Below are 21,276 nucleotides of genomic sequence, written 5' to 3' on the forward strand. Positions count from 1 at the left end.
GTCTCCGGGTCGTACTTGCTCGGCATGACATGCACCTTCCCAAGGAAGGAGGTGCGCATCAAACGCGGGATGGTTCATCCAGATCGGTCCGCAGCATCGCATCAATCGCAGGTTTGAGCGGGCCCAGTTTCGGCGACTCCCGCACCGGTGTCTTCCGCCTCGGCGGCTCCGGATTCGCCAACGCGTGCCGGACCGTATCCCGGCCAACCTTGTACTTACGAGCAAGCGCCCGAATACCCAAACCCTCGACCCGGGCGTCCCTACGTATCTGGGCGAACAGCTCCACACGACTTCCCATCCGGAACCCTCCGACAGCGAGCCAATAATCGACACGCCAACCGTCGAGGGTGGTCCTGAATCAAACCGTCACAACACACCGGTCTGAAAGAAGGTGGTCCTGAATCAGGCCGTCACACCGGTCCTGAATCAAACTGTCATAGCCAGACGTGGTGGCGGTCGCGGTAGCGGGCCGCCGCCAGCGGATTGATCGCAAACACTTGATACCCGGCCGCAACCAGGGCTTCTACCCACAGGCCGCGGTCGGTTTCAGTACCGATCACCACGCCCTGGGGTTGCTCAGCGTGCGTGGCGATCAGCTCGTGCAGTGCACGGATGCCGGCCAGCCCCTCCGGCAGCCGACGCGACCCTAATCGCTTGCCGGCCTCATCGAGCACACAAATGTCGTGATGGGCTTCGCTCCAATCATCACCGACGTAGATCATCAACCACCGCCCTCCTCGATTCAGCTGTCGTCAACCCCGTTTCGAGCCCGAGGCACCCGGCGGCAACCTAATGGATCAGTGCTCCAACCGGCACGACATCCCATCAGCGCTACAGGCCACCTCACCAACCGGCCAGGGCACGATCTAGACGTAGGAGTCCGAATCCCACTCCGGGGCCGACAAAGTGCTCACTGGCCGGCGGCTCGGTTGATCAGCCTGCCCCGGCGAAAGGAAAATCCCCGTCAACGGCGCGCTGATCGATACCCATTAGGGTTTGCGGGCGGTGCCGATCGCTTGGTGCCGGCGCCGTAGGCCATCGCAGGGGCTTAGCCTCAGAAGTATGAGATAAACGACACCTACAACAACCTCGGCTTCAACAACATCGGCGACCGCAACTTCGGATTAGTGTGAGCCTGTTCGCGCGCTCGCGACGACATCGGCCTCGGCCGGTGGTTCAGCGGGAGCCGTTCGTGCGGAAGGCGGGTGGTGTGGCCTGCTGCAGCCCGTTCCACAGATCCTCCCGGGTGATCAAGAGTAGGTCGTTCTCGGCGATGGAGTCACCGAGCGTGGCGTCGCTGAGGTCGAGCTCGTCGAGGCCCAGATTGTCCAGGACGCGGACGTCGCGCACGATCTGAGCCTTCTCCAGGATGTTGCGTACGAATCGGCCGTTGTTGAGATCGTCAATAGCCCTCACGGTGTCCCCGTCCGCATTGATCTTGGTCTCGCTATAAAACCGTGTAAAGGGTTCCAGCAGAACTGTTTCCAATGCGCCGGGCTCTACGATGTTGCTGCCGCGAGCCAGGATTGCGTGTGCGATAGCGATCAGTTTGTCCGGAGGGTAGGAGCTGAATTGGATGGTGGTGGCGAAGCGCCCTTGCAGGCCGGCGTTGGAGTCGATCACCTTTTGGCATCCTCGCGGGTAGCCTGCGGCGATGAACACAGCTTTGTCTCGGTTGTTCTCCATCCAGGGGACGATCGCCGCGACAATGGCCTGACCGATCGGGTCGCCACCGGCGTACCCGCCGTGCAGGAGTTCGCCGAACTCGTCGAAGAACACCGTCTTTCCGATCGCACTGGCAAGGAACTCGCGGGTCTGCGTTTCTACGGATCCGACGAACTGACCGGCTAAGGCTTCCTTGCTGGTTTCCAGGACGTCGCGATGGGGCAAAATCCCCAGCCCACAAAATGTTCTTGCGATGACGCGGGCGACTTCGGTCTTTCCCACCCCGGGGGGACCCATCATCAAGAGATGGTTGGTGACTGCGGTGCTGGTATGTCCCTTGCGCTCCCGCAGGATCCGGGCAACGGTGGTGGCCTTGAGTGAGCGGACCTGCTGCTTGACTTCGTCGAGGCCGATCATCGCCTTGAGGGTCGCCTCTGCGTCCGCGAGGTCCTTGCGGGCCTCGGAAGCATGTTGGTCGTCTTGGCGTTGTTCTGGGGTGCGCCCGGTCGTCGGGTCCCACGGGTCGGCGCGGGTGTCGATGGTGGCGTGGTCGACGACCTTGATCCCGAAAGTGGGGTCCGTCAGCGCTGTTCGCGCCAGCTCGAGTTCGGGCCAGCGCATGGCGACGTCGCCCAGTATCTGACGTGCGGTGTCGTCGTCTCCTTGCGCGCGGGCGATGAGCGCTTTGTGGAAAGTGGCGTCGCGGGTGATGAGGTCGGGTGCGTAGGTGTTCTCGCAGGCTGCCTCGACCGCAGCTGTAGCCCGTTCCCACATGCCTAGATGCGCGGAGGCCTTGGCTTCTAGGAGGGCGCCACCTCTGCTTAGCAGTGTGTCGTTGAACCACGCCTCGCGGCCCGCGACGGCGGCGAGAACATCTGGCCAGCGCTCGGTCATCTGCATCAGGACACCGCGGGTGTATTGGACCTTGGGGTCGGTGCCCAGCCCGGCCAACCGTGTGCTGGCCTCGGCGTAGTTGTGGTCGGCCAGCAGGATCCCGACGTAGGCGAGTTGGGCGGTGGTGGAGTCCTCGATGCGCCAGCGCAGGTATTCGATGTCGAAGGTGACATCGAGATCGACGACGCGGACATCGCAGCCGCAGGTCCCCAGGTCTCTGCCGAGGCGGTCGCGTGCGTCGGCTAGCCGGGCAATCGTGCCCGGTGAGCGGTCGCCGGCAGCGATGCGACCCAGCCATGCATCAGCCATGCCGGGATCGTCGTCGGTGGCCAGCTTCAAGACCTCTAGGGCACGGCGTGGGTTGCTTTTCAAGGTCTTCATGCCCGCCCGCAGGGCTTCGGTACTGCGCTGACTCATCGGTGTGAGCTCCTGGACGGTGAGAGGAGGTGGGTCAAGGTGTGAGCTTCGTTGCGCGGCCGGATGATTCCCAGCGTCATCGGCCGGGGCCGGGCCGGGGTCTGCACGGTGATGTGGTTGGGACCAACCTGGCGGATGCAGATGTCGGCGTCCTCGGGTAGCGCTTGGTCAGGGCGCATCACCGACACCAACGCATGTCCGCGTTCCCCGCTTTCACGCAGAGCCTGCTGAGGTTGGGAACCGTCGGCCACGATCAGCGTCGCGACCTTGGAGCGTTCTTGATTGCGGGCCATGCTGATGCGGATGTTGTCGCAGATCGGCTGCCACCGAGTGGGGCGCACAGTGTGAATCTCCGCGGTCGCCCCAGCCGAGGTGGCCCGCAGCACCAGGGCTTGCACAACGTCGAGATCCGCGGCGATGGCCACGCGCACAAACTTGAGTGGATCCGTCCAATTCAGCAGCAGCGGTACGCCGGACCACTCGGCCATCCCGTGCAGGAAACCTGTCGGCCCGACCTGCACGGGAAGCGGTGCGCTTTGCAGGGGCCGCATCGACAGCGGCACGCTCAACGAGCGATCACCCAGGGGCAGGGTTGCCGCCAAGGCATCGAAGGCTTGACCGGGCACGGTTTGTAACGTGGAAAGCGGTGGGTGGGTCAGATGCGCCCGGGTGTGCACGCGCACCAGCGCCCCGACCATCAGTTCACCGGTCTGGGCATGACGTGTCATGCGCACCAGCACAACGGCTTTGGTGGCGCGGATGGTCCACACGTCGTTGAGCACGCGAGTGCTCAAGTCGGCCCCCGACATCCGGTAGGGGGTCACGTAGTCGTCGCCGACACGCAGGTCGGTCCATCGTTCCTGGTAGTCGGCTAGGTCGTGGCCAACCAGCAGGGTGGTGATGGCAACTCGGATCTGCTCGGCGCTGCAGGTCACCGCGCGGCATCCGGCGCGGGCAGCGGCTTGGCGAATCCGCTCGGTGGCCGCTTCGATGGCTTCTGCCACGCTGTGGCGATAGAGCATGGCGTCGAGGCACGCGGTTGGCCGAAGCCGCAGCACCAGCCAGGTGCGACGTTCACCAACCGCCGCCCGATCGGCAACGGTTTCCTCGTAGCGGCCGGTGAATTGACCGTCGTGGGCGGTGCGGGTGCCGATACTGATGGTGTCGATGGAGTGCAGTTCCAGGCCACCGAACTGTTGCAGCAGCGCCCCGCACACAGTCAGCGGCACTGTGTCGATCGATTCGGCGCCTTCGGAGACCAGCACCGTGGGTGCGTACTGCCGTCCGTGCAGCGCGATCATGGTAATGGCGTACTCGCCGTCCCACATCAGCCCGCCAGGGCCCACACCGGGCAACTCGGCCTCGAACGGGCCCGGAAGTGCGCCGCGCGCCTGCCGTACCGTGGCGCTGCGCCGAGCTCGGCGCACTCGCCGTGCCCGGGTGAGCCAGGTCCAACCGGTCGTGCCGCGATACATCAGGCCCACCGCGACGAACACCAGCACCGCAATCGAGATCAGCGCCCACCACGGCATCCGGGATGCCAAGGGCACCACTGCGAGCGTCGCAGCGACTTCAGCGATGATCGCCCGGCGCAGCGGGAACCGAACCTGCCAGCGGGGCAACCGCTCCCCTGGCGTGTGCTGCGGCGCGTTGTCGGCGGAGGCCGCCGTCAGCTGAACCAGAGTCATATCTGCCGCCTCCGAGAGACTTTGGCGATGAAGAACAGCGCCACCAGGATCCCGATCGCGGTGCCCGCGCCGCCGAGGGCGACGATCATCGGCCGATGGTCCGGCGGCGGTGGTGGTGGCGGCGGGTGCAGGGGCCGGCTGAGATGTTCGGTCGGCAGGGCCGGGCCCAACGGCACATCGTCGTTGAGCGCGGCCACCGGGTCGATGGCCCCGTACCCCATACGGTTGTCCACCACCGCCCCCCCTGCGACGTCCTGCGGGGACGCCGCAGGCGAGTGCGCGGTCGTCTCGATGCGCTTAATCACCTGCGCTGCAGTGAGATTGGGATACTTCGCGCGGACTAGCGCGGCAAGGCCTGTCACGTAGGGCGCGGCGAAGGAGGTGCCGTTGATGGGCCGCAGCACACCGGCGGTTGCGTCGAAGGTCGCGTTGATCACCCCGCCCTTGTCGTCGAGTCCTTCAATGAACACCCCAGGAGCCGCGGCTCCGATCCACGGCCCGGACAGGCTGATCTCACGGTGGTTGGTGTCCACGGCGGGCTGGCCGCTGCCGTCGGTGGCGCTCACCGAGAACACATACTGGGAGAACCAGGCCGGGGTGGAGATGGTGACGACGCCGTTCCAGTTACGGGGATCTTTGGCGCTGGTGGCATCGATGTCGGGGTTCTGCGCGCACCCCGCCCCGCCCAAGTTGCCGCCGGCCGCGACGATGACAATGTCCTTGTCCACCGCCGCGTAGCGCACGGCCGCCCCAAGGGTGGTCTGATCGACGGGCTTGAGGACCGGGATGCAGCTGACGATGGAAATGTTCATCACCCTGGCGCCGGTATTGGCGGCCAGCACGATGGCTTTAGCCAAGGAGGCGACCGTTCCGGCGCGCCGGTCAGCTTCGACGTCGGCTGAGGTTGGGTTGGCCGGCACCCATGCTTCCGAGGATTGGCGGATGGAGATGATGTCGGCGTCGGGGACCACGCCGACCAAACCGTCGGTCTGGGTCGGCTGCGCACCCAGGATACTCGCGACCACCGTTCCATGAGAGTCACAGTCCTGCAAGCCATTTGCCGCTTCATCCACGTAATCGCCGCCTCCGTGGATGTGTGGCAGACGTGGTGAGACGTTAACTCCGGTGTCGACCATCGCGATCGTCTGGCCAGCTCCGCGGCCCGCGGATTGCCATAGGGCGGGAAGGTCCATGAACTTTTGCGCCGCGGTGGGAGCCCCGAGGTCGGTGTCGGGCATCAGGCCCGACGGAATGCATTGATGCTCTTGGCGCAGCGGCTCGCCCGGGCCCAGCGGCAGCGGGTTGGGGACCGCACCGGGGTCGATCACCGGGGGCGATATCGCCCCCGCGACGCCCGCGCTGAGCGGGGTCATCATCACCAACATGCTCACTGCGGCGCCGCACACCCCGCGCTGGGTCCACGCACCGGTCATCACAGTGCCGTCCTGGCGAGGAAGTAGATGTTGAGCAGCCACAGGCTGAGCGGGAACACCAGGAACTGCAAGCCGTACTCCAGCCACTCCACCAACTTGCGGAATGGCGCGGAAAACGGCCGCTGCGGGACGACTGCGGCGATGACCAGCGCCGCCAGTCCCACAGCGATGATGAGTGTACTGATGATCAGGCTAATTGTCGGATTGTGGCTCGATAGCGCATATTTGAGGCCGAGGGCGGCCGTCATCGCCAGAGCCGTTGCCACAACGGTGACCGCTGCGGCGCGGTCTTCTAGGGCGCGCCCTCCGAGGACGAGAATGGCGGCGATGCCCAGCACGAACACGGTGCCCAGAATCCAGCGTCCGTGTCCGGGGGTCACGATCCCGGCAGCGCCGGCGATGAAGAACGGTGACACCGCCGCAACGATGGCCTGCAAATAGCTGTTGGCGGCCTCGGCTGCGCGTTTGAGTTCCGCGACGCTGGGCGTGCCTTCGGTCTCAGCGGCTACCAGCGCTTCGGCGGCGATACCTTCGGCGTCGTCGAAGACCAGCTTGCCGGTGACCGTCGGAAAGCTTGGCATGGGCACTCGTGCGAGCAGACCCGCCAGCGACTCGACTTTCTTGAGCACTACCAAGGCCACCACCATGGTGCCGATCCACAGGTAGTGCATCTGTATTCCGATCGCGTGCAGGCCGCCCAGCAGGGCGGCACCCAGGCACACCAACGTCAGCCAGGCCAGCACTCCTGCCGGGGCCGGGGACAGCGCCCACAATGCGATGACAGCCACCAGGGTCAGCGTTGCCGCGAGCACGACATGCCAGGAGCCAGCTGGTCCCGGCACGGCGGTGTAGCCCGCGACGGCGATGGCGGACAATGCTCCTGCCCACAGGCCGTAAGCTATGGCGGCCACGTGCTGGCGCCACCACGCCGCGGCGCCACCGAAAAACAAGACCACCGCAAGACCTGCGGCTGCCGCTGGGGGAATCACCGGCCAGTAGGCGCCGGCGGTGTGGTTGAGGTGCCAGACCCACAGCAGCAGCCCACAGACGATCGCTGCCGCGGCTGCGGCGGTCACTGCGGCGACGTTGAGTGCGGTTTGCGCAGTGACTGATTTGAATCGCTGCGCGTTGAGGTGGGCGATAGCTGAGGAGGCGTTCTCGATCACCTCGGTAAACGACACCTCAGCGTCGTCGACCTCCAGGATCAGCAGACTGCCGTCGGTGATGCCTTGTTCGCGCAGCGACTGGCCCCGGGTCAGGGCAGCGCCGCCGACTCGCTTGAGCGTCACTATGCCTGGGACGATCAGATCGTTGTCATCCGGGCCGCGGACCTCATCACCGGTGTTGACCACCTGGGCCAGCACCTCGTTGACCAGGGTGGCTACCGCCTCGGTGGCGGGCAGCACCAGATCGGTCTGCCGATCCCCGAACAGCACCGCTACCCGGACTTGCTCGCGAATCCGTACCTGGGCCGCCGGCCGAATGCCTGTGGGCTCCGATACGGTGCTCACTGGCGGGGACCCCACGTTCGACCGCCTGGCGCCGGGGGCCACGGACCGGGGTAGCCGCCGCCTTGCGGTGGCTGTGGCTGCCCCTCGGGCGCTCCGGTGATGCGCTGTTGGCGGGCGCCGGGATCGCGGTCGGTGGCGCGGGCAAAGCCGTCGGCCAGGGAAGCGGCGGCTTCGATGTAGTGCAGCTGAGTGTTGGGCGCTAACCGGTCGAACTCGATAGGTACGGCGTCACTGAGGTGCGCATCGAAGTCGATCGTGTGCACCGAGCGCACCGTGCGCCCGAAGTCGACGTGCAGCTGCTTGACCTGCGCGCTGGCGTCGACCTTGTTGATGTTGCTGACGATCACGACCGCCTCGCGCACCAGGTGCGGGTAGCCGCTTTCTAGAAGCCAGTTCAACGTGTCGGCCGCGCCCTGGGCGCCGTCCAGGCGCGTGGTGGACGGCACGACGATCGCATCGACCCGGATGTGCTCGAGCAGAGCATGGGTGAGGTCGTCGTCGAGCTGGTTGCCGCAGTCCACGATGGCGATGGGATATTGCACCTGCAGTTTGGACCACGCGGTGATCAGGTCGGCTCCGGTCATCGGTGTGCGGCCCTTGTCGCTGCCCAAGACTTCCAGCCCGGAATGGTTGTCCTTTCCGAGGTATTCGCGAAAGTCGCTGTAATCGCGCAAGTTTCGGTCACTGTTGAGCCCACGCCAGGACATGGTGGATGGTTCGTCGATACGGCGGGCCAGGTTGCCGTTGGCCGGGTTGGCGTCGATCGCCACGATCTTCTCGTCGCGGTACTTTGACAATGCTGCGCCCAGCAGCACAGTGGTGCTGGTCTTGTTGACCCCGCCTTTGGACTGCATCACTGCGATGACGTACTTGCCCCGCAAGTTGACTTTGAGCCGCCGGCGCAAGTCGTTCCAGTGCACTTCCTTGGCCGACAAGCCGAGGTTGATCCTGGTCATCTTGTACAAGCCGTGGCGCCAACCGGTTTCGGGAACTGGCTTGTACGGTGCGGCGACCTGACCGTCGTGGATCTGGGCGCGCATGGCGCCGACCGAGGCGAACGGATCGTTTTCAACACGGGCGCCGTAGCGCCCCTGGTCCCTAGTCGGCGGGCGGTACCCGGGCGGGGAGGTAGGAGGGGCTATGGGCTGGCGCGGCATCCCGGTTTGCGGACCGCCGAACAACGCCTCTTGGGAAGGTGGCCCGCCGTGCGGCGCCGCTGGGGGCGGGGCGCTGAAGATTTGTGGCGGCGGGGGCGGCGCGGTGTGGCGCCCACCCTCGGGGGCCTGTGCGGCTCTGTCCCACGGCCGCTGAACAGCTGCGCCGTAATAAGGCGGCGTGGTCTCCTCGGATACCGGCGGCGCGGATGGAGACTTGGCGTTGCGCAAGTTTTCCATCTCGCGGCGCATCTGCTCGCGGTCGACGATCTGTGTGTGATCCTCGGAGTCAAGGGGCGCAACGGTTTCCGCAGGGGGCGGGACGTATGAGGGTGGCTCCGGCTCCGGTGATGGCGGGTCGAACGGCGAGACGGTAGCCCCCGCATCCTCCTCGGCGTCGTCGCCGCTGCATGCAGGTGGGGTCGGGCTCGGGCTCGCCCCCTCGCCAACATACTGACTGTAGAAGTCGTTCTCGCTGTTGGTCTCGCTCATTTGTTCTCCCAAACGTCGTGTCGGGGCTAACCCGACGCCCCCAAACCCCTACCCTGAAAATAACACAATTGAGACAATCAATGCATTACGTGAACACATGAATTGTGTTTTTATTGGAACTGGGAGTGTCCCTCCCAGGTGGTGCCCGCGGTGGCCACCAACCCCCGTAGGGCGCTTCCTCCCGCGTCCGGGGTGCCCGGAACGATCTGCGTCCACCACGTGCGGTCCTCACCAAGGATGGGACCTGTGACGATGCGCCCCTCGGCGGTGTCGGTAACCGCCGCCGACGCCATGGCCACGTGTTCTCCTCGGGAGTCGCGGATGGTCAAGGCAAAGCTGACCTCCATCAGCGGCTGATCGGCGGCCAATGTCAAAATGCGGCGCTGATCGGCGTTGAGGTTCAACGCGGCCAGCGCGGCGGCCGGGGTGTGGTCACCGACCGCGATCTTGGCGAAGCTGTCCACCAGGTCGGCAGTGCGCACCGTCACCGGAGACAGCGATGCTGGTTCGACCGGGCCCCGTCCCCGGTCGCAGAGCACCATGATCCGGTCATACAGTGCGCGCAGGGAGGGCACGGTGGCCACCTCTTCGATGGTGATGTCCTCAGCGACCTCGGGGCCGCTGCGCGACATCGCGGCGTGGGACTTGCCGCGGCGGGCGATCACCATCCGCATGAATTCGACCCCGGGGCGCTTCACGTCGACAGTGAGCGCGATATCGGGGCAAGCGAGCGTTTCTAGCCAGCGGGCCACTGTCGGATGCACGGTGTCCTCGTCGAGGATGGCGCCTGCCCGACGCAAAATCTCGATACCGGGGTGGTCGGTGGGCCGGCCGCTGGCAGAGACGTAGGGCCGCAACAGCATGGCTGCGGGCAACTGTTCGATGCCACAGAGCGCCTGCAGCAGCCACACCCCCTCTCGAGTGGTGTCGATCGCGGTGATCGCCCGGGGGCCGGGCGCAGATGGTGGCGGACGCTTGATGAACGACGGTGGTCGGGTCACGGGTAGACAGCCCTCTGCTGATGGTGGATAGATCTCTTCTCGCCACTGCGGCCCGGCGTGAGGCTGGTCTCACGCCGTGGCGTGTCCAGCCCTTCGCCGGGCCGCAGGGTTAGCGAGGTTCTAGCCGGCGCAGCTCAGTACTGGTGGGCCGACTGTCCGTCGGCCTCGGTCATGCCGTCGTTGGCCTGCGTTAGTACGAGGCCGGCCCGAGCGATGGTTTCCTTGCTCTGGGCGTACTTCTGGTTGAGCGAAGCGATGACCTGCTGGAAGGCATCCGAGCCGCGGCCACCGAAGTTTTCTGCGTTGGCGTTCACCGTTTGCAGGGAGTGCTGGTGATTCTGCTCGGTCTGAGTGGCGGCCTGGGCGATCTGCTGGGCCACTTCCGCGATCTGGGGGGTCGCGTAGTGAATGACTCCTGACATTGCAAAGTCCTTTCCGGTGATCTATACGTGTGTTGGGCTGGGTGGCTTAAACGATGAGGCTGCTGATGCCGTTGATCATCGAAGTGTGATGCTCGTCAGCCGTGGACAGGATGGTCGCGTTGTTGGACATCTTGTGCGAGTGATCGGCGAAGGCCGCTGAGAACTGCTGGCCCTGGTGCTGCAGCTGTTCGCCGACGTTCTGCATCGCCGTTCCGGCGCCACCTCTCATGGCCGGGGCGAGTGACTCCATTGCGCTGCCGAGGGCGTTCATGATTGAGGCCTGCTGATCGGAGATCTCCTGCAGGCTGCCGGCGTCCCTGCCGATGGCCTCGATATCGCCGTGAATGGGTCCTGACATTGAATCGTCCTTTCAAATAAGGGATGTAGTGAAATTGTGTGTGAGCCCAGGTCGGCGGGGTCCGCCGCAGCGGGCGTGGAGGTCGGGGTCACGTGGTTCGGTCGCCGCCCCCCTCCCACGGTCGGAAGACCGCCCCCCCACCACCGGTGATCACCGGAACCGTCGTCGGCGCCCGGTACAGTGCCGCCAGCGAGGTCAGTGGCGTGCTCTTGCGTTCCTCTTTGTTCTGCTCGCCGCCGGCGTGCGCCATCGGAGCCATCATGGCTCCGCTGCTGCCCATGCCGGCGCCGCTGACTTGAGCGCCGGAAGCCAAACGTGCTTCGTTGACTCGCGACAACGCGGACTCAGGTGTGGAGGACGCCGCGTTGATTGCCGGGGTGGAGCCAAAGCTGGCAGGCCCGCGAAGCGCCCCGAGGCCACCGATTCCGCCGCCCCCACCGCCGGCACCCACCAGGTTCGCCGCGACCGGCCCACCGGCTGCAGGGGTGGCCGTAAGCCAGTCCGCAGCGGTAGCCGCCGACAGCGCATCAGCGGGATTGCCGCCACCCATGCCGCCCTGGAAAAGCGACATCAGCGGCTGCATGCCCTGCTGGGGCAGCTGGGCAAGGCTGCTGAACGGTCCACCCTGGCCCAGCTGCCCGGCCATGCTGCTGACCTGGCCAAGGGGCCCCATGAAGGCGGACATCGCCTGCTCGCCGCCTCCACTGAGCAGGTCAGCGGACCTCTCCTGCGGCGCTGGCATGGAGGGGGTGGCTCCCCCACTGGCGGTCGCCGGCGGAGGCGGCGGCAAGGGTGGAAGGGCCTGCATCGGCATGGATGCTGCGGCGTACTCGTACTTGTTCGACGCCGAGGTGACCCACATCCGACCGTAGTTGGCGCGGTTGGCCATAATCGCAGGTGTGAGCATGCCCAGGAAGTTGTGGGCCTGCAGCGTGCCGTGCTCGACCTGGTTCTCCCCGATTTCACCCGGCGTGGGGGTGGCTGCCTTAAGGGACTCGAACGCCAGGGCCACCTGGTGAATGACGGCCGCTTGTGCTTCGATCTGACCGGCCGCAGCGGCCTGCCAGAGCATCAATGGCACCTTCGCCAGCACTGCCAGTTCCCCGGTCGGGTCCGGCCACGACATCGCCAGCGCAGCGTTGATCGCTTCCTGGCCGCCCAGGTTCGCAATCAGCCCGGCGGCCACGCTCACCAGATTCTCAGCGGCGGCCACGAAAGTGGACGCGCCAGGCCCGAACCAAAAGCCCGCGCTGTTCACCTCTGGTGGGTCTGCACCCCATTCACCCGCCATCGTATGGCCTTAATCCCTGCCGATCATCCAGCGGTCCGTTAAAGAATTTCGCCGATGGCGGCGTAGTTCAGCGCATCTGCCAGATCGACGATGGCCGCCGAGGTTCCCACCGCAACGCCATGCGCGGCATGGAACGCCGCACCAGCCTCGATGACCGCAGAGGCCTGGGTGGCCAACTCCACAATCTTGGCGGCGTTGGCCGCGCTGATCTCCTCCAGCCCCGGGGGCACCACGGCCGACGACGCTGCCGCCTGGCCGCCGTGTGCTGCGGCTTCACCGGACAGCGCGGCCGCAGCACCCGAGGCCCCGGTCACTGCCTCGGGCTCGATCATGATGAACGGCTCCATAGGAAACTCCTCACTAGAGATAGAAATGCACTGCCTGCCCGACAGTCTAACCACAAAGAAGCAGATAACGGAAAGAGTAAACGCCGCATTGTTCACGAATCATGCAACCTGAGTGATCAGTGGCGCACACTACCCACAGCGCGACCACTCCGGCCGGATCATCCACGATGCCAACTACCGGCAACACTGCCGCATCCGCGCCCGCGTCGAGCACGTCATCGTCCGGCTCAAAGATTGGCAGATACTGCGACAGTGTCGACGCCGCGGCCACGCCATCAACCACGGCCTCCAAATCATCGCGGGACTCTGGAACCTCAAGAGCCACTTACTCGGGTCAACTCTTAGTCCAGCGCGGGCGGTAGGGCGACCTGGATCAGCTGGCCGCCGGCCTTGCGGAGGTAAAGCTCACCGCGACCGGGTATCCGGGCAGCGGGGCGGACCTGGTCGATGATGTATTCCTTCTTGTCGCCGTCGAGCACCAGCACCGAGGTACCGCCGCGCTGCATCGCCTGAATCAGCTTGTTCATCCCGCCGCGGGAGTACCAGCCTTCGCTGGTCACCGAGGCGATGACGTGCAGATCCAGGTTGCGAGCCGACTCCACTGCCGGCAACAGCGGGTGCAATACCGTGGTGGAGGGTCCATTGGGGCTCAGCATCGTCAAGTCGTCGATGAGGATGAACCACTTGGGGCGCACGGGCTTCCAGTCTCGAAGCTGACGTGGATCCAGGTCCGCCGGGGGGCGACGCCGCTCCAACAAGGCCCCGATTTGGGCGGCGGCTTCACCGATTTTGGCGTGATCGGTCTCCCATACCGTGCGGTACTCGTCAGCCAGGGCGTCGCCGATCGAGAAATCGGGATCGAACATTATCACCTGGACCTCGTCTGGGCGGTAGGTCTGCATGATCGCTGCGCACACCGTGCGCAGGAACATGGTGCGCCCGGCTTTGGTGGTGCCGGTGCAAAACGCGTGCGGATAGAGGTTGAGATCCAGCCAGGCTGTAGACATCTCGCGCTCCCCGATGCCGATCGGCAGCGCGTGCCGTGGCGCGGTGTCGGGCAGTGGTTCCAGGTCGGTGAAGGCGACTTCGCCGGGCAGTTGCTGCAGCTGCGGTGCTGGACCGAAGCCCCGTTGGGCCCATTTGTCGGCCACCAAGGCCGCCGTTGCCTCGGTGGCCGCCACCTCACCACCGACGTGGGCGACCTGAGCGACGAAAGGTACGGCGACCAGCATGTGCTTACCAGGCTTGACCACCCCTCGCCCCTTTTGGTCTTCGGGGACGGTCTTAGCGGTGGGGCGGTCCATCAGCGAGTTGGTGGAGTCGGCCAGGCGCAGCTCCACTTTGGAACTCAACTTCGGTTCAGCCTTCATGCCCAGCCAGGCGTCGTTGCTGATGATGACATGCACGCCGAAGTTCAGGGCACCGTCGGCTAGTGCGGTGATCCGGTCGTGGATGAGCGGCAGTTCGTTCTTGATCGCGGTGATGTTGTCCACGACCAGAAACACATCACCGTGGCCATCTTCGGGCACCGCCCGCCGGTTCGGACCGAACTTGTTCGCCCGAAAGCGCGACAGGTCCAGCCCCGTTGGCTGCCGGTTGGAGGAGCCCGGGTCCACCCACCGCGTCCAGTCGCGTTTGCGGTTGCGCAGGATCCGCTCGACTTCGGCGACCACCCGCTGGACCTTCTCTTCGTCGCCGGTGCCCGCGATGCCGCACACATGCGGCAGCCCGGCCACACTGTGCAGTTTCAGGCCACCAAAGTCGATGCCGTAGAACTGCACCCGCTGCGGAGAGTTCGTCATGGCCAAGGACATCATCAGGGTGCGCAGCGCGGTTGTCTTACCGGCCTGCGGGGCGCCGGCCACACCTGCGCTGCTGTCAACGAGCAAGAGCGCCACTACGTCTTGGGAGTGCTCGAAGGGATCGTCTTCTCGCCCATAGGCTGCAACCAGGCCTGAGTCTTCGGTGAACTCGTCCCAGGGACGATTCCAGTACTCCCCCAAGATGACATCGAGGGTCAACGTGGTGGTGTCATCGAGCGCGGGCCGCCACATGCGGTGGCCGCGCGGCATCGTCCGGGCCGCCTCGCGCAGCCGATCGACCATGAGTTCGGCCACGGTGGGGGCATCGGCTTCCGGAGAGCTCTCTAGGGCATCATCTAGCTCCACGTCGCTCTCACCGACCACGATGTCGGGCAGCGGGACCAGTGCCGTGCTGAACTTGGTGACCGGAAGATAGTGGCCTTCGCTGCGATCACGTTCTGTGGCGTTCATCTTCGGTGCGATGAATTGGCCGCTGGCATAGAAGCTGCGGTAGCGGGTGTGCTCGCCATCGACGACGAGGAACGCTGACCCCTGTGGGGCGTTCTTCAATTCCTCCCACGCTCGAGGGGAGCCGATCGCCGCACGGGATTCGCCGGCATCCTTGACCTTCAGGCCGATCGCGAACGTCTGTTGGGCGATCATGCCGGCCATCTTGCCCACCTCCATGCGCTGGCTGGCGTTAAGGATGTGAATCCACAGCGACCGACCTAAGCGGGCCACCTCGTCCATCACCTTGGCCATTTCCGGCACCAAGTCCAGCATCTGGGAAAATTCGTCAAGGACCAGCAGCAGGGCGGGAAGCGGTTCAAGATCAGTGCGCCCTGCTGCCCGGGCCTTCTCATAGAGCCGCACGCTGGCGAACCCGGTGCTGTTGAGCAGCTCTTGGCGGCGCGTCAACTCACCGCGCAGCACCAGCTTGAAACGGTCGAGCTTGTGCTGTGATTTCGACAAGTTCGAGATGATGCCGTCGCAGTGCGGCAGATCCTCCAGGGGGCCGAACGCCGACTCTCCTTTGAAGTCTCCCAGAAGGATCCGCAGTTGCTGCGGGGAATGCGTCGCGCATAGGGCAAGCACGGTGGAGATCAGGTGCTCGGATTTACCCGAGCCGGTCTGTCCGACCATTGACCCGTGCGGCCCGAAGCCGCCCTCGGCGCCTTCCTTGACGTCCAGGTAGACCAGTCGGCCATTCAGGGCCTTGCCGATCGGTACCCGCAGCCGGTTGGCCGGTGACAGGTTGTTCCAGTTCAACCGCGGATCCCACACGCGCAGATCGTAAATACCTAGCGCATCGGTGAAGTCCTGTCCGGCGCGGGCCTCCTCCGCCGTTCTCGCCAGCAGTGATTCTGCCTCGTCAGTGGGGGTGAACGCCGCCAGCGCCCGTGCCAGCGCCTCGGCCTCATAAATCGGCATGATGTCGGGTTCGGCGGCGAACCGCAGACCCATGGGCATCGACCGAGTGACTGCAACCATTAGTAAACCTCCTGACCAGCGGCCTTGAGTAGATTGATGGTGCCGCTCTCATCGGTGGTCATAAAGAATGCGGTGGCGCCGTTGGCCAGCACGCTGTGTTCGTTGCCGGTGGCCTCCAAGACCGAAACCCCCAGTCGCCCTTGGACGCCGAGTATTGGTGAGCAGTCCGCCTCGGGAAGATCGACGACCAGGACTAAGAAGCTGTCGGGGAGCGGACTGCCTTCCTGTCGAGGTTGGAAGGGGCCGCGTTGGGACACCGAATCGCCGTAACGCTCCATAAAGGAAGGCACGTCGGAGAAGATGAGCCGTACCGGTCCGCAGGCGTCGACCAACTCGTCATCGCCGTTGTGCGGCAACCACTTCGCCCAATCCCACGCCGCCTCATCATCGCTGATGATGGCGATTTTCACGTCATCGGGGCCGTGGAACACGCAGACCTGACAGATCAACGACCGCAACAGTCCTTGGACCGCCGAACGCATCTCAGGCTCGCCGAAAAACGCCCACCCCATCTGATCAAAGAGATGAAGTGGCCGCGGCACGTCGTGCACCACGTTCTGCGCGATGAGCAGATCCCGCACCGCGACTGTGGTCACCGTCTCTCGGAACTCCGGTGGCGGAACCTTTGTCGGCGGTTGGAGTTTCGTCTTGAGTCGGGTCACACCTAACCCGAGCCGGGCATGCCCGAAATTGCGCTCACTGGGGGTGCGCTCCCACATCCGGCCGGTGCCGACCAGCGTCGCCAGGGAGCCGTTGGTTGGATCGGGATGGTGATAGCAAATCTCGCGCGCCTGCGCACGGCCAGCGGCATGGATCTTGGCGCGCTGCTCGTCGAGGGTCCGCAAATGGTCGGCGCGGTCCTGGTTGATGGCGCTGCCGTGAGCCTTCTTCCCGTTGCCCCCCATCCGGTTTCGCAGAATCCCCAGCATGGAGATCAGCATCACCGGGAACAGGAAGAAGGAGCCGCCCGAGAGCTGCCGGGCACCCGAGAGATACAGCATCACCATCAATGCCACCGCCGCTGCGACGAAGATCAGCACCCACACCCACATCGGCGGCTTACTCGGCGCCGGCCTGCTGATCTCGCACGGATCGGGAAGCTCCACCGCAGACTCTGGAACATCTGGTTTGCCAACCTGTTGGCGGATGAAACCGATACGGCTCACTGGCCCGGTCCCTTCGTTGGTGCCTGCAAAGCAGCGACATTCGGATCTGGCATCAAGCTGTCATGCTGGGTCATCGCCGCAGCCTTGGACAAAGCTGGCCCCGCCGGAAGCCACTTGATCACCGACCACGGCGCCGGGGTGGGCAGGTCAGCCTTCAATCCCAGTGCCTGCCGGCTTTGGTCCTCACCGCCACCGCCGGTACTCGGCACACCAAAGCGCACACCGTTGTTGCCGATGAACCACAAGCTCTCGCCACGCACCGAATCCGGCTGCACACCGGTCACCTGAACAAAGTTGGCCGAGCCCGGGCTGACATAGACCTGGTTGGCGGTGTTGACACCGGCACTAACGAAGGGCACCACGCGGCGCTCATCGCCCACCGGGATCGGCAATCGCCGCCCCGAAATAGTGCTGACCTGAGCCTGCGGCTCACCGTTAGTCTTGCGCCACATCACACACGTCACCGGCTCGACAGCCTTGTCCAACAACTGCACCAGGCCCCTCGGGTAGACCGAGATATCAAACCCAACCGCTTGGGGCGCCCCCGTCAAGGCTGCTGACTTGGCCTGAATGACCTGCGCCCCTGGCACCACCGCGGCATTGATGATCATGGTGGCCACCGTCTGTGGGACGCGCTGCACCCCAGCCGGTAGCGCGACGAAGAACTGCGGATCACCTGTCACATCGGAGACACGAATCACGCTGCCCGACACCACAGCAAGGTCGGCGGTGCTGTAGCTGACCGGTCCGCCCGGCGTCGGTATCGCCGGCACCCGCACGGGCGCCGTCGGCGTCAACGCCTCGTACAAAGCCCGCGACATCGCCGCCGGATGCAAATTCCCAACCGGCAACCCCAACGCCAGTGTCACGGGCTTATCGGCGAGGTCGATTTCTGAGCGGTGCCCATCAGTCACCAGGAACGTCGCACCGGCGTACGTCATCAACCCCACCTGCGGGGAACCGATCGTGTGCGCCCAGTCGCCGAGATCGGCCAAACCGTCGATCACCGTCACCTTCGGCACCACCTGAGAACCTTGCGAACCCAACCGGTCGCACAACGCCCACCCGGTGTCCCCGGGGGTGCGCACCGTCAGATCATCTGGCGCGCCTTGAATCCCGAGAATCGGCCCCACCGGCGCCTTAAGGATTTCACTCATCGGCACCATCGTCGGATCGTTGGGCTGGCCGGTGATCAGCCGCGCTGACGCCTTGTTCAGCACCGGGTGCATCACTCCACCCACCTCGACATACATACCGCCGCCGCCGCGCGCCTCCACGAACTCCGATTTCCCGATCTGCCCGATCGGCTTGATGAACGCCACGATCGCGCACACCCCCACGATGGCCACCGAAGCCACAAACCCCACCAGCAGCGACGCCGCCGAGTTCTTCGACGGATCGTGCACCAGCCGCACGTTGCGCCGGCCGATCCCCACCGAAATGCGATGCCGAAGGAACCGCCATGCTGAAACCTGTTCCAGCGAAGCGTAATTCAATCCGCCACGTCGTGCCATCTCCCTGTCCCCTTCGAACTGTGTCTACGCCGCGCGTCTGATCTCAAATCCCCCGGAGGGCCACTTACCGATCCGCACGCTCTGTCCCGGGCTCGGGGACTCGATCGTCTGGTGATCATTCATCACCAGCTGCACATGTTGGTACTCGCCGTTTTGCTTGTTGCACAGCAAAATATCGCCAGGCCTGGCATCTTCTGGGCGCACGCGCACGCCCCAACCGGTCATCTCGTACGTGGTACGCGGAATGGCGATCCCCGCCTGCTTGTACGCGTACTGCACCAGACCAGAACAGTCCAAACCCACGTTCGGTTTGGTGCCGCCCCAGACATACGGAACGCCGAGCTGCGTCAACGCAGCTTTGACGATGCGGTCACCCTGCGGGCCACCGCTCCCGCCGAAATCAGCGTTGGCACCTGCACGCGCTTGCGCGCCGACTGCCTGCTGAGCCCACCCCGGCCGGCCCCCGCCGAGCAGGTTGCCAAGCATGCCTAAGGGAGCCAGCGGCATTGCGGCCATCGGCATCCCGCCGCCGCTCATCGGTATCTGCGGCATCGTCGGCATTTGGGGCGTCATTGGTGCAGCCCCGCCCGGAGGGTGCCCGATGCTCTGATAGCCCGCTGCGGTGGTGTCGGCGGCCGCGGCGTGCGTTGCGGCCTCACTGCTGCCTTGATCGAGGGTGGACTTGGTGTCTTGGAGGTGACGTTTGATCGCCGAGATCAAGGCTTGCTGGCCGGCCGGGGTGTTGACCGCCAACCCTTTTGACTGCACATCAGCCACTGCCGCGGCGATGACCGCATCCATCCGCGCGCGGGACGCGCCGGCCGAGGCCAGCGCCGCCTGCAGGTCACCATGGCCTGCTGCGTCGTGATCGGCAAGTGCCTCAACGCTTCTGGCCACCGCTGCGGACTCATCGGTGAACCCCTCAGCTGCCTGACCTGAGCCGTCACCGGTTTGATCCGGCACCGGGCCCACACTCGGAGGTGGCGCCAACGCGAACCCAACGCCGGTGCCGAAACTCTCCCGAGCCATACCCATCGCGGCACCGGCAGCACGCACGAACCCATCAACACTCATCGCTGCCGACCCTCCATCGACGGCTTTGTGACCAGCATCAGTAACCACCCGGAGCATGGTGGGGATTGAACTGACCCACTTCAGACAAGTTCGATCCGTCACGCTGTACGTGATAGCGGCGCATCAAATAGTTCATCGCCGCGGTGATGTTGGCGACCGGGTCATAAATGTTGCGTGAGGTGCCCGGCTGGTGGTTCGAGGCGAACGTCGCGGGAATCGTTTGCAACCCGCCACGCGAGGACCCTGCCGGTGCGCCGTCGACCATCCGGGCGCCGTGAGCGTTGGGGTCGCTCAAATTCACCGCGTCGGGGTGGTACCCGGATTCCCGCGCCAGCCCCGTCATCAACCCGCGGGTCCAGTTGGCGCGCGCAACGGGATCGGTGATGCCCATTGTGTCGAGGGCTTTGCCAAGGTACTGGCGGTAAGCGTCTGGGCCGCCGGGAAAGCCCTGCTTGGCCAGGTTCACCTCCTCGACCGGTATTGCGCCAGCGTCAGTGCGGTTCTCCACGCCTGCACCGCTGGGAGCGCTACCCTCGGAGCCCGCCACCGACTCGGTATTGGGTGAGACTTGTTGACCGAGAAGGTTCGTCAGACCACCCAGTGGGGACAACATTGCGCCCATCGGCATCCCGCCGCCCATCCCGCCGCCGGTCATCGGTATCTGCGGCATCGTCGGCATTTGGGGCGTCATTGGTGCAGCCCCGCCCGGAGGGTGCCCGATGCTCTGATAGCCCGCTGCGGTGGTGTCGGCGGCCGCGGCGTGCGTTGCGGCCTCACTGCTGCCTTGATCGAGGGTGGACTTGGTGTCTTGGAGGTGACGTTTGATCGCCGAGATCAAGGCTTGCTGGCCGGCCGGGGTGTTGACCGCCAACCCTTTTGACTGCACATCAGCCACTGCCGCGGCGATGACCGCATCCATCCGCGCGCGGGACGCGCCGGCCGAGGCCAGCGCCGCCTGCAGGTCACCATGGCCTGCTGCGTCGTGATCGGCAAGTGCCTCAACGCTTCTGGCCACCGCTGCGGACTCATCGGTGAACCCCTCAGCTGCCTGACCTGAGCCGTCACCGGTTTGATCCGGCACCGGGCCCACACTTGGAGGTGGCGCCAACGCGAACCCAACGCCGGTGCCGAAACTCTCCCGAGCCATACCCATCGCGGCACCGGCAGCACGCACGAACCCATCAACACTCATCACTGCCAGTGGCGAGTCCCCGATACTGAGTCCACCCGGATTTAGAGTCAGGTTGTTGTTGTTCGGATTCAGTTGATCTCGCAGGCCACGGGGTAGTGGGTGTGGCTGCATCGGGCAGCGTACTCGGCCGGTGTTCGGTAGCCCAGGGCCGAATGCCGGTGTCGGTGGTTGTGCTCGTCCTTGAAGTCGCCGATGACGACCCGGGCCTCGAACAGGGTGTTCCAGTGGTTGCGGTTGAGGCACTCCTTTCGCAGGCGATTGTTGAATGATTCGATGTAGCCGTTATTCCACGGGGTACCCGGCGGAATATAGGACAAGCCGACCTTGCCCTCGCAGAACCGTTGCAGCGCTTGAGAAACCAACT

17 protein-coding genes and 1 pseudogene are annotated in these 21,276 nt (G+C 65.0%); all 18 read right to left on the bottom strand.

What is annotated here, in order from left to right; translation table 11 throughout:
- Window positions 1-443: 443 nt before the first annotated feature.
- Window positions 444-722, bottom strand: a pseudogene (locus AWC08_RS07800) (IS110 family transposase); the annotation flags it as partial.
- Window positions 723-1,176: 454 nt separating this feature from the next.
- The gene (locus tag AWC08_RS07805) at window positions 1,177-2,976 is read right to left on the bottom strand and encodes an AAA family ATPase (RefSeq protein ID WP_085087598.1); all 1,800 of its coding nucleotides are present in this window, start codon (window positions 2,974-2,976) and stop codon (window positions 1,177-1,179) included.
- Complete coding sequence (gene eccE, locus AWC08_RS07810; RefSeq protein WP_085087601.1) at window positions 2,973-4,664, bottom strand: type VII secretion protein EccE; 1,692 nt, start codon at window positions 4,662-4,664, stop codon at window positions 2,973-2,975. The genes AWC08_RS07805 and eccE overlap by 4 nt, the downstream gene beginning before the upstream one ends.
- Window positions 4,661-6,097 carry a type VII secretion-associated serine protease mycosin gene (gene mycP / locus AWC08_RS07815; RefSeq protein ID WP_085087604.1) on the bottom strand — a complete coding sequence of 479 codons (1,437 nt, stop codon included), beginning with the start codon at window positions 6,095-6,097 and terminating at the stop codon, window positions 4,661-4,663. The genes eccE and mycP overlap by 4 nt, the downstream gene beginning before the upstream one ends.
- The gene (eccD, locus tag AWC08_RS07820) at window positions 6,097-7,608 is read right to left on the bottom strand and encodes a type VII secretion integral membrane protein EccD (RefSeq protein ID WP_159459970.1); all 1,512 of its coding nucleotides are present in this window, start codon (window positions 7,606-7,608) and stop codon (window positions 6,097-6,099) included. Before eccD ends, mycP begins: the two co-directional genes overlap by 1 nt.
- Window positions 7,605-9,254 (bottom strand): MinD/ParA family ATP-binding protein, encoded by a 1,650-nt coding sequence (locus AWC08_RS37970; RefSeq protein WP_244906483.1) that lies wholly within the window; start codon window positions 9,252-9,254, stop codon window positions 7,605-7,607. The genes eccD and AWC08_RS37970 overlap by 4 nt, the downstream gene beginning before the upstream one ends.
- Window positions 9,255-9,364: 110 nt before the next feature.
- On the bottom strand, window positions 9,365-10,255 hold the full coding sequence (locus AWC08_RS07830; protein WP_159459971.1) for an ESX secretion-associated protein EspG: 891 nt from the start codon (window positions 10,253-10,255) through the stop codon (window positions 9,365-9,367).
- 134 nt (window positions 10,256-10,389) lie between these two features.
- On the bottom strand, window positions 10,390-10,677 hold the full coding sequence (locus tag AWC08_RS07835) for a WXG100 family type VII secretion target (protein WP_085087613.1): 288 nt from the start codon (window positions 10,675-10,677) through the stop codon (window positions 10,390-10,392).
- 46 nt (window positions 10,678-10,723) lie between these two features.
- Entirely contained in the window at window positions 10,724-11,035 is a 312-nt protein-coding gene (locus AWC08_RS07840) for a WXG100 family type VII secretion target (protein WP_085087615.1), read from the bottom strand.
- Between the two features lie 88 nt (window positions 11,036-11,123).
- The gene (locus AWC08_RS07845) at window positions 11,124-12,326 is read right to left on the bottom strand and encodes a PPE domain-containing protein (protein ID WP_085087617.1); all 1,203 of its coding nucleotides are present in this window, start codon (window positions 12,324-12,326) and stop codon (window positions 11,124-11,126) included.
- Between the two features lie 38 nt (window positions 12,327-12,364).
- Window positions 12,365-12,673, bottom strand: a complete 309-nt coding sequence (locus AWC08_RS07850) for a PE domain-containing protein (protein WP_085087619.1) — start codon at window positions 12,671-12,673, stop codon at window positions 12,365-12,367.
- A 46-nt stretch (window positions 12,674-12,719) separates the two neighbouring features.
- A complete protein-coding gene (locus AWC08_RS07855) occupies window positions 12,720-12,998 on the bottom strand; it encodes a hypothetical protein (protein WP_085087621.1) in 279 nt (92 codons plus the stop codon).
- 16 nt (window positions 12,999-13,014) lie between these two features.
- Window positions 13,015-15,966 carry a type VII secretion protein EccCb gene (gene eccCb / locus AWC08_RS07860; protein ID WP_085087623.1) on the bottom strand — a complete coding sequence of 984 codons (2,952 nt, stop codon included), beginning with the start codon at window positions 15,964-15,966 and terminating at the stop codon, window positions 13,015-13,017.
- Window positions 15,966-17,132 (bottom strand): cell division protein FtsK, encoded by a 1,167-nt coding sequence (locus AWC08_RS07865; protein WP_085087626.1) that lies wholly within the window; start codon window positions 17,130-17,132, stop codon window positions 15,966-15,968. Before AWC08_RS07865 ends, eccCb begins: the two co-directional genes overlap by 1 nt.
- Entirely contained in the window at window positions 17,129-18,646 is a 1,518-nt protein-coding gene (gene eccB, locus AWC08_RS07870; RefSeq protein WP_036395598.1) for a type VII secretion protein EccB, read from the bottom strand. The genes AWC08_RS07865 and eccB overlap by 4 nt, the downstream gene beginning before the upstream one ends.
- 24 nt (window positions 18,647-18,670) lie before the next feature.
- Window positions 18,671-19,720, bottom strand: coding sequence for a C40 family peptidase (locus AWC08_RS07875; RefSeq protein WP_051493660.1), 1,050 nt, complete (start codon window positions 19,718-19,720; stop codon window positions 18,671-18,673).
- Window positions 19,721-19,757: 37 nt separating this feature from the next.
- Window positions 19,758-20,912 carry a transglycosylase SLT domain-containing protein gene (locus AWC08_RS37975; protein WP_051493663.1) on the bottom strand — a complete coding sequence of 385 codons (1,155 nt, stop codon included), beginning with the start codon at window positions 20,910-20,912 and terminating at the stop codon, window positions 19,758-19,760.
- 68 nt (window positions 20,913-20,980) lie between these two features.
- A partial coding sequence (locus AWC08_RS07885) for an integrase core domain-containing protein (protein WP_159459972.1) occupies window positions 20,981-21,276 on the bottom strand: 296 nt, incomplete at its 5' end.

This window comes from Mycobacterium gordonae (assembly GCF_002101675.1).
Taxonomy (GTDB): Bacteria; Actinomycetota; Actinomycetes; order Mycobacteriales; family Mycobacteriaceae; genus Mycobacterium; species Mycobacterium gordonae.

What these genes read in the sequence shown, in the direction of transcription:
- AWC08_RS07805 (WP_085087598.1), bottom strand. Translation starts at nt 2,976, where the DNA reads ATGAGTCAGCGCAGTACCGAAGCCCTGCGGGCGGGCATGAAGACCTTG.
- eccE (WP_085087601.1), bottom strand. Translation starts at nt 4,664, where the DNA reads ATGACTCTGGTTCAGCTGACGGCGGCCTCCGCCGACAACGCGCCGCAG.
- mycP (WP_085087604.1), bottom strand. Translation starts at nt 6,097, where the DNA reads ATGACCGGTGCGTGGACCCAGCGCGGGGTGTGCGGCGCCGCAGTGAGC.
- AWC08_RS37970 (WP_244906483.1), bottom strand. Translation starts at nt 9,254, where the DNA reads ATGAGCGAGACCAACAGCGAGAACGACTTCTACAGTCAGTATGTTGGC.
- AWC08_RS07835 (WP_085087613.1), bottom strand. Translation starts at nt 10,677, where the DNA reads ATGTCAGGAGTCATTCACTACGCGACCCCCCAGATCGCGGAAGTGGCC.
- AWC08_RS07840 (WP_085087615.1), bottom strand. Translation starts at nt 11,035, where the DNA reads ATGTCAGGACCCATTCACGGCGATATCGAGGCCATCGGCAGGGACGCC.
- AWC08_RS07845 (WP_085087617.1), bottom strand. Translation starts at nt 12,326, where the DNA reads ATGGCGGGTGAATGGGGTGCAGACCCACCAGAGGTGAACAGCGCGGGC.
- AWC08_RS07850 (WP_085087619.1), bottom strand. Translation starts at nt 12,673, where the DNA reads ATGGAGCCGTTCATCATGATCGAGCCCGAGGCAGTGACCGGGGCCTCG.
- eccCb (WP_085087623.1), bottom strand. Translation starts at nt 15,966, where the DNA reads ATGGTTGCAGTCACTCGGTCGATGCCCATGGGTCTGCGGTTCGCCGCC.
- eccB (WP_036395598.1), bottom strand. Translation starts at nt 18,646, where the DNA reads ATGGCACGACGTGGCGGATTGAATTACGCTTCGCTGGAACAGGTTTCA.
- AWC08_RS07875 (WP_051493660.1), bottom strand. Translation starts at nt 19,720, where the DNA reads ATGAGTGTTGATGGGTTCGTGCGTGCTGCCGGTGCCGCGATGGGTATG.
- AWC08_RS37975 (WP_051493663.1), bottom strand. Translation starts at nt 20,912, where the DNA reads ATGAGTGTTGATGGGTTCGTGCGTGCTGCCGGTGCCGCGATGGGTATG.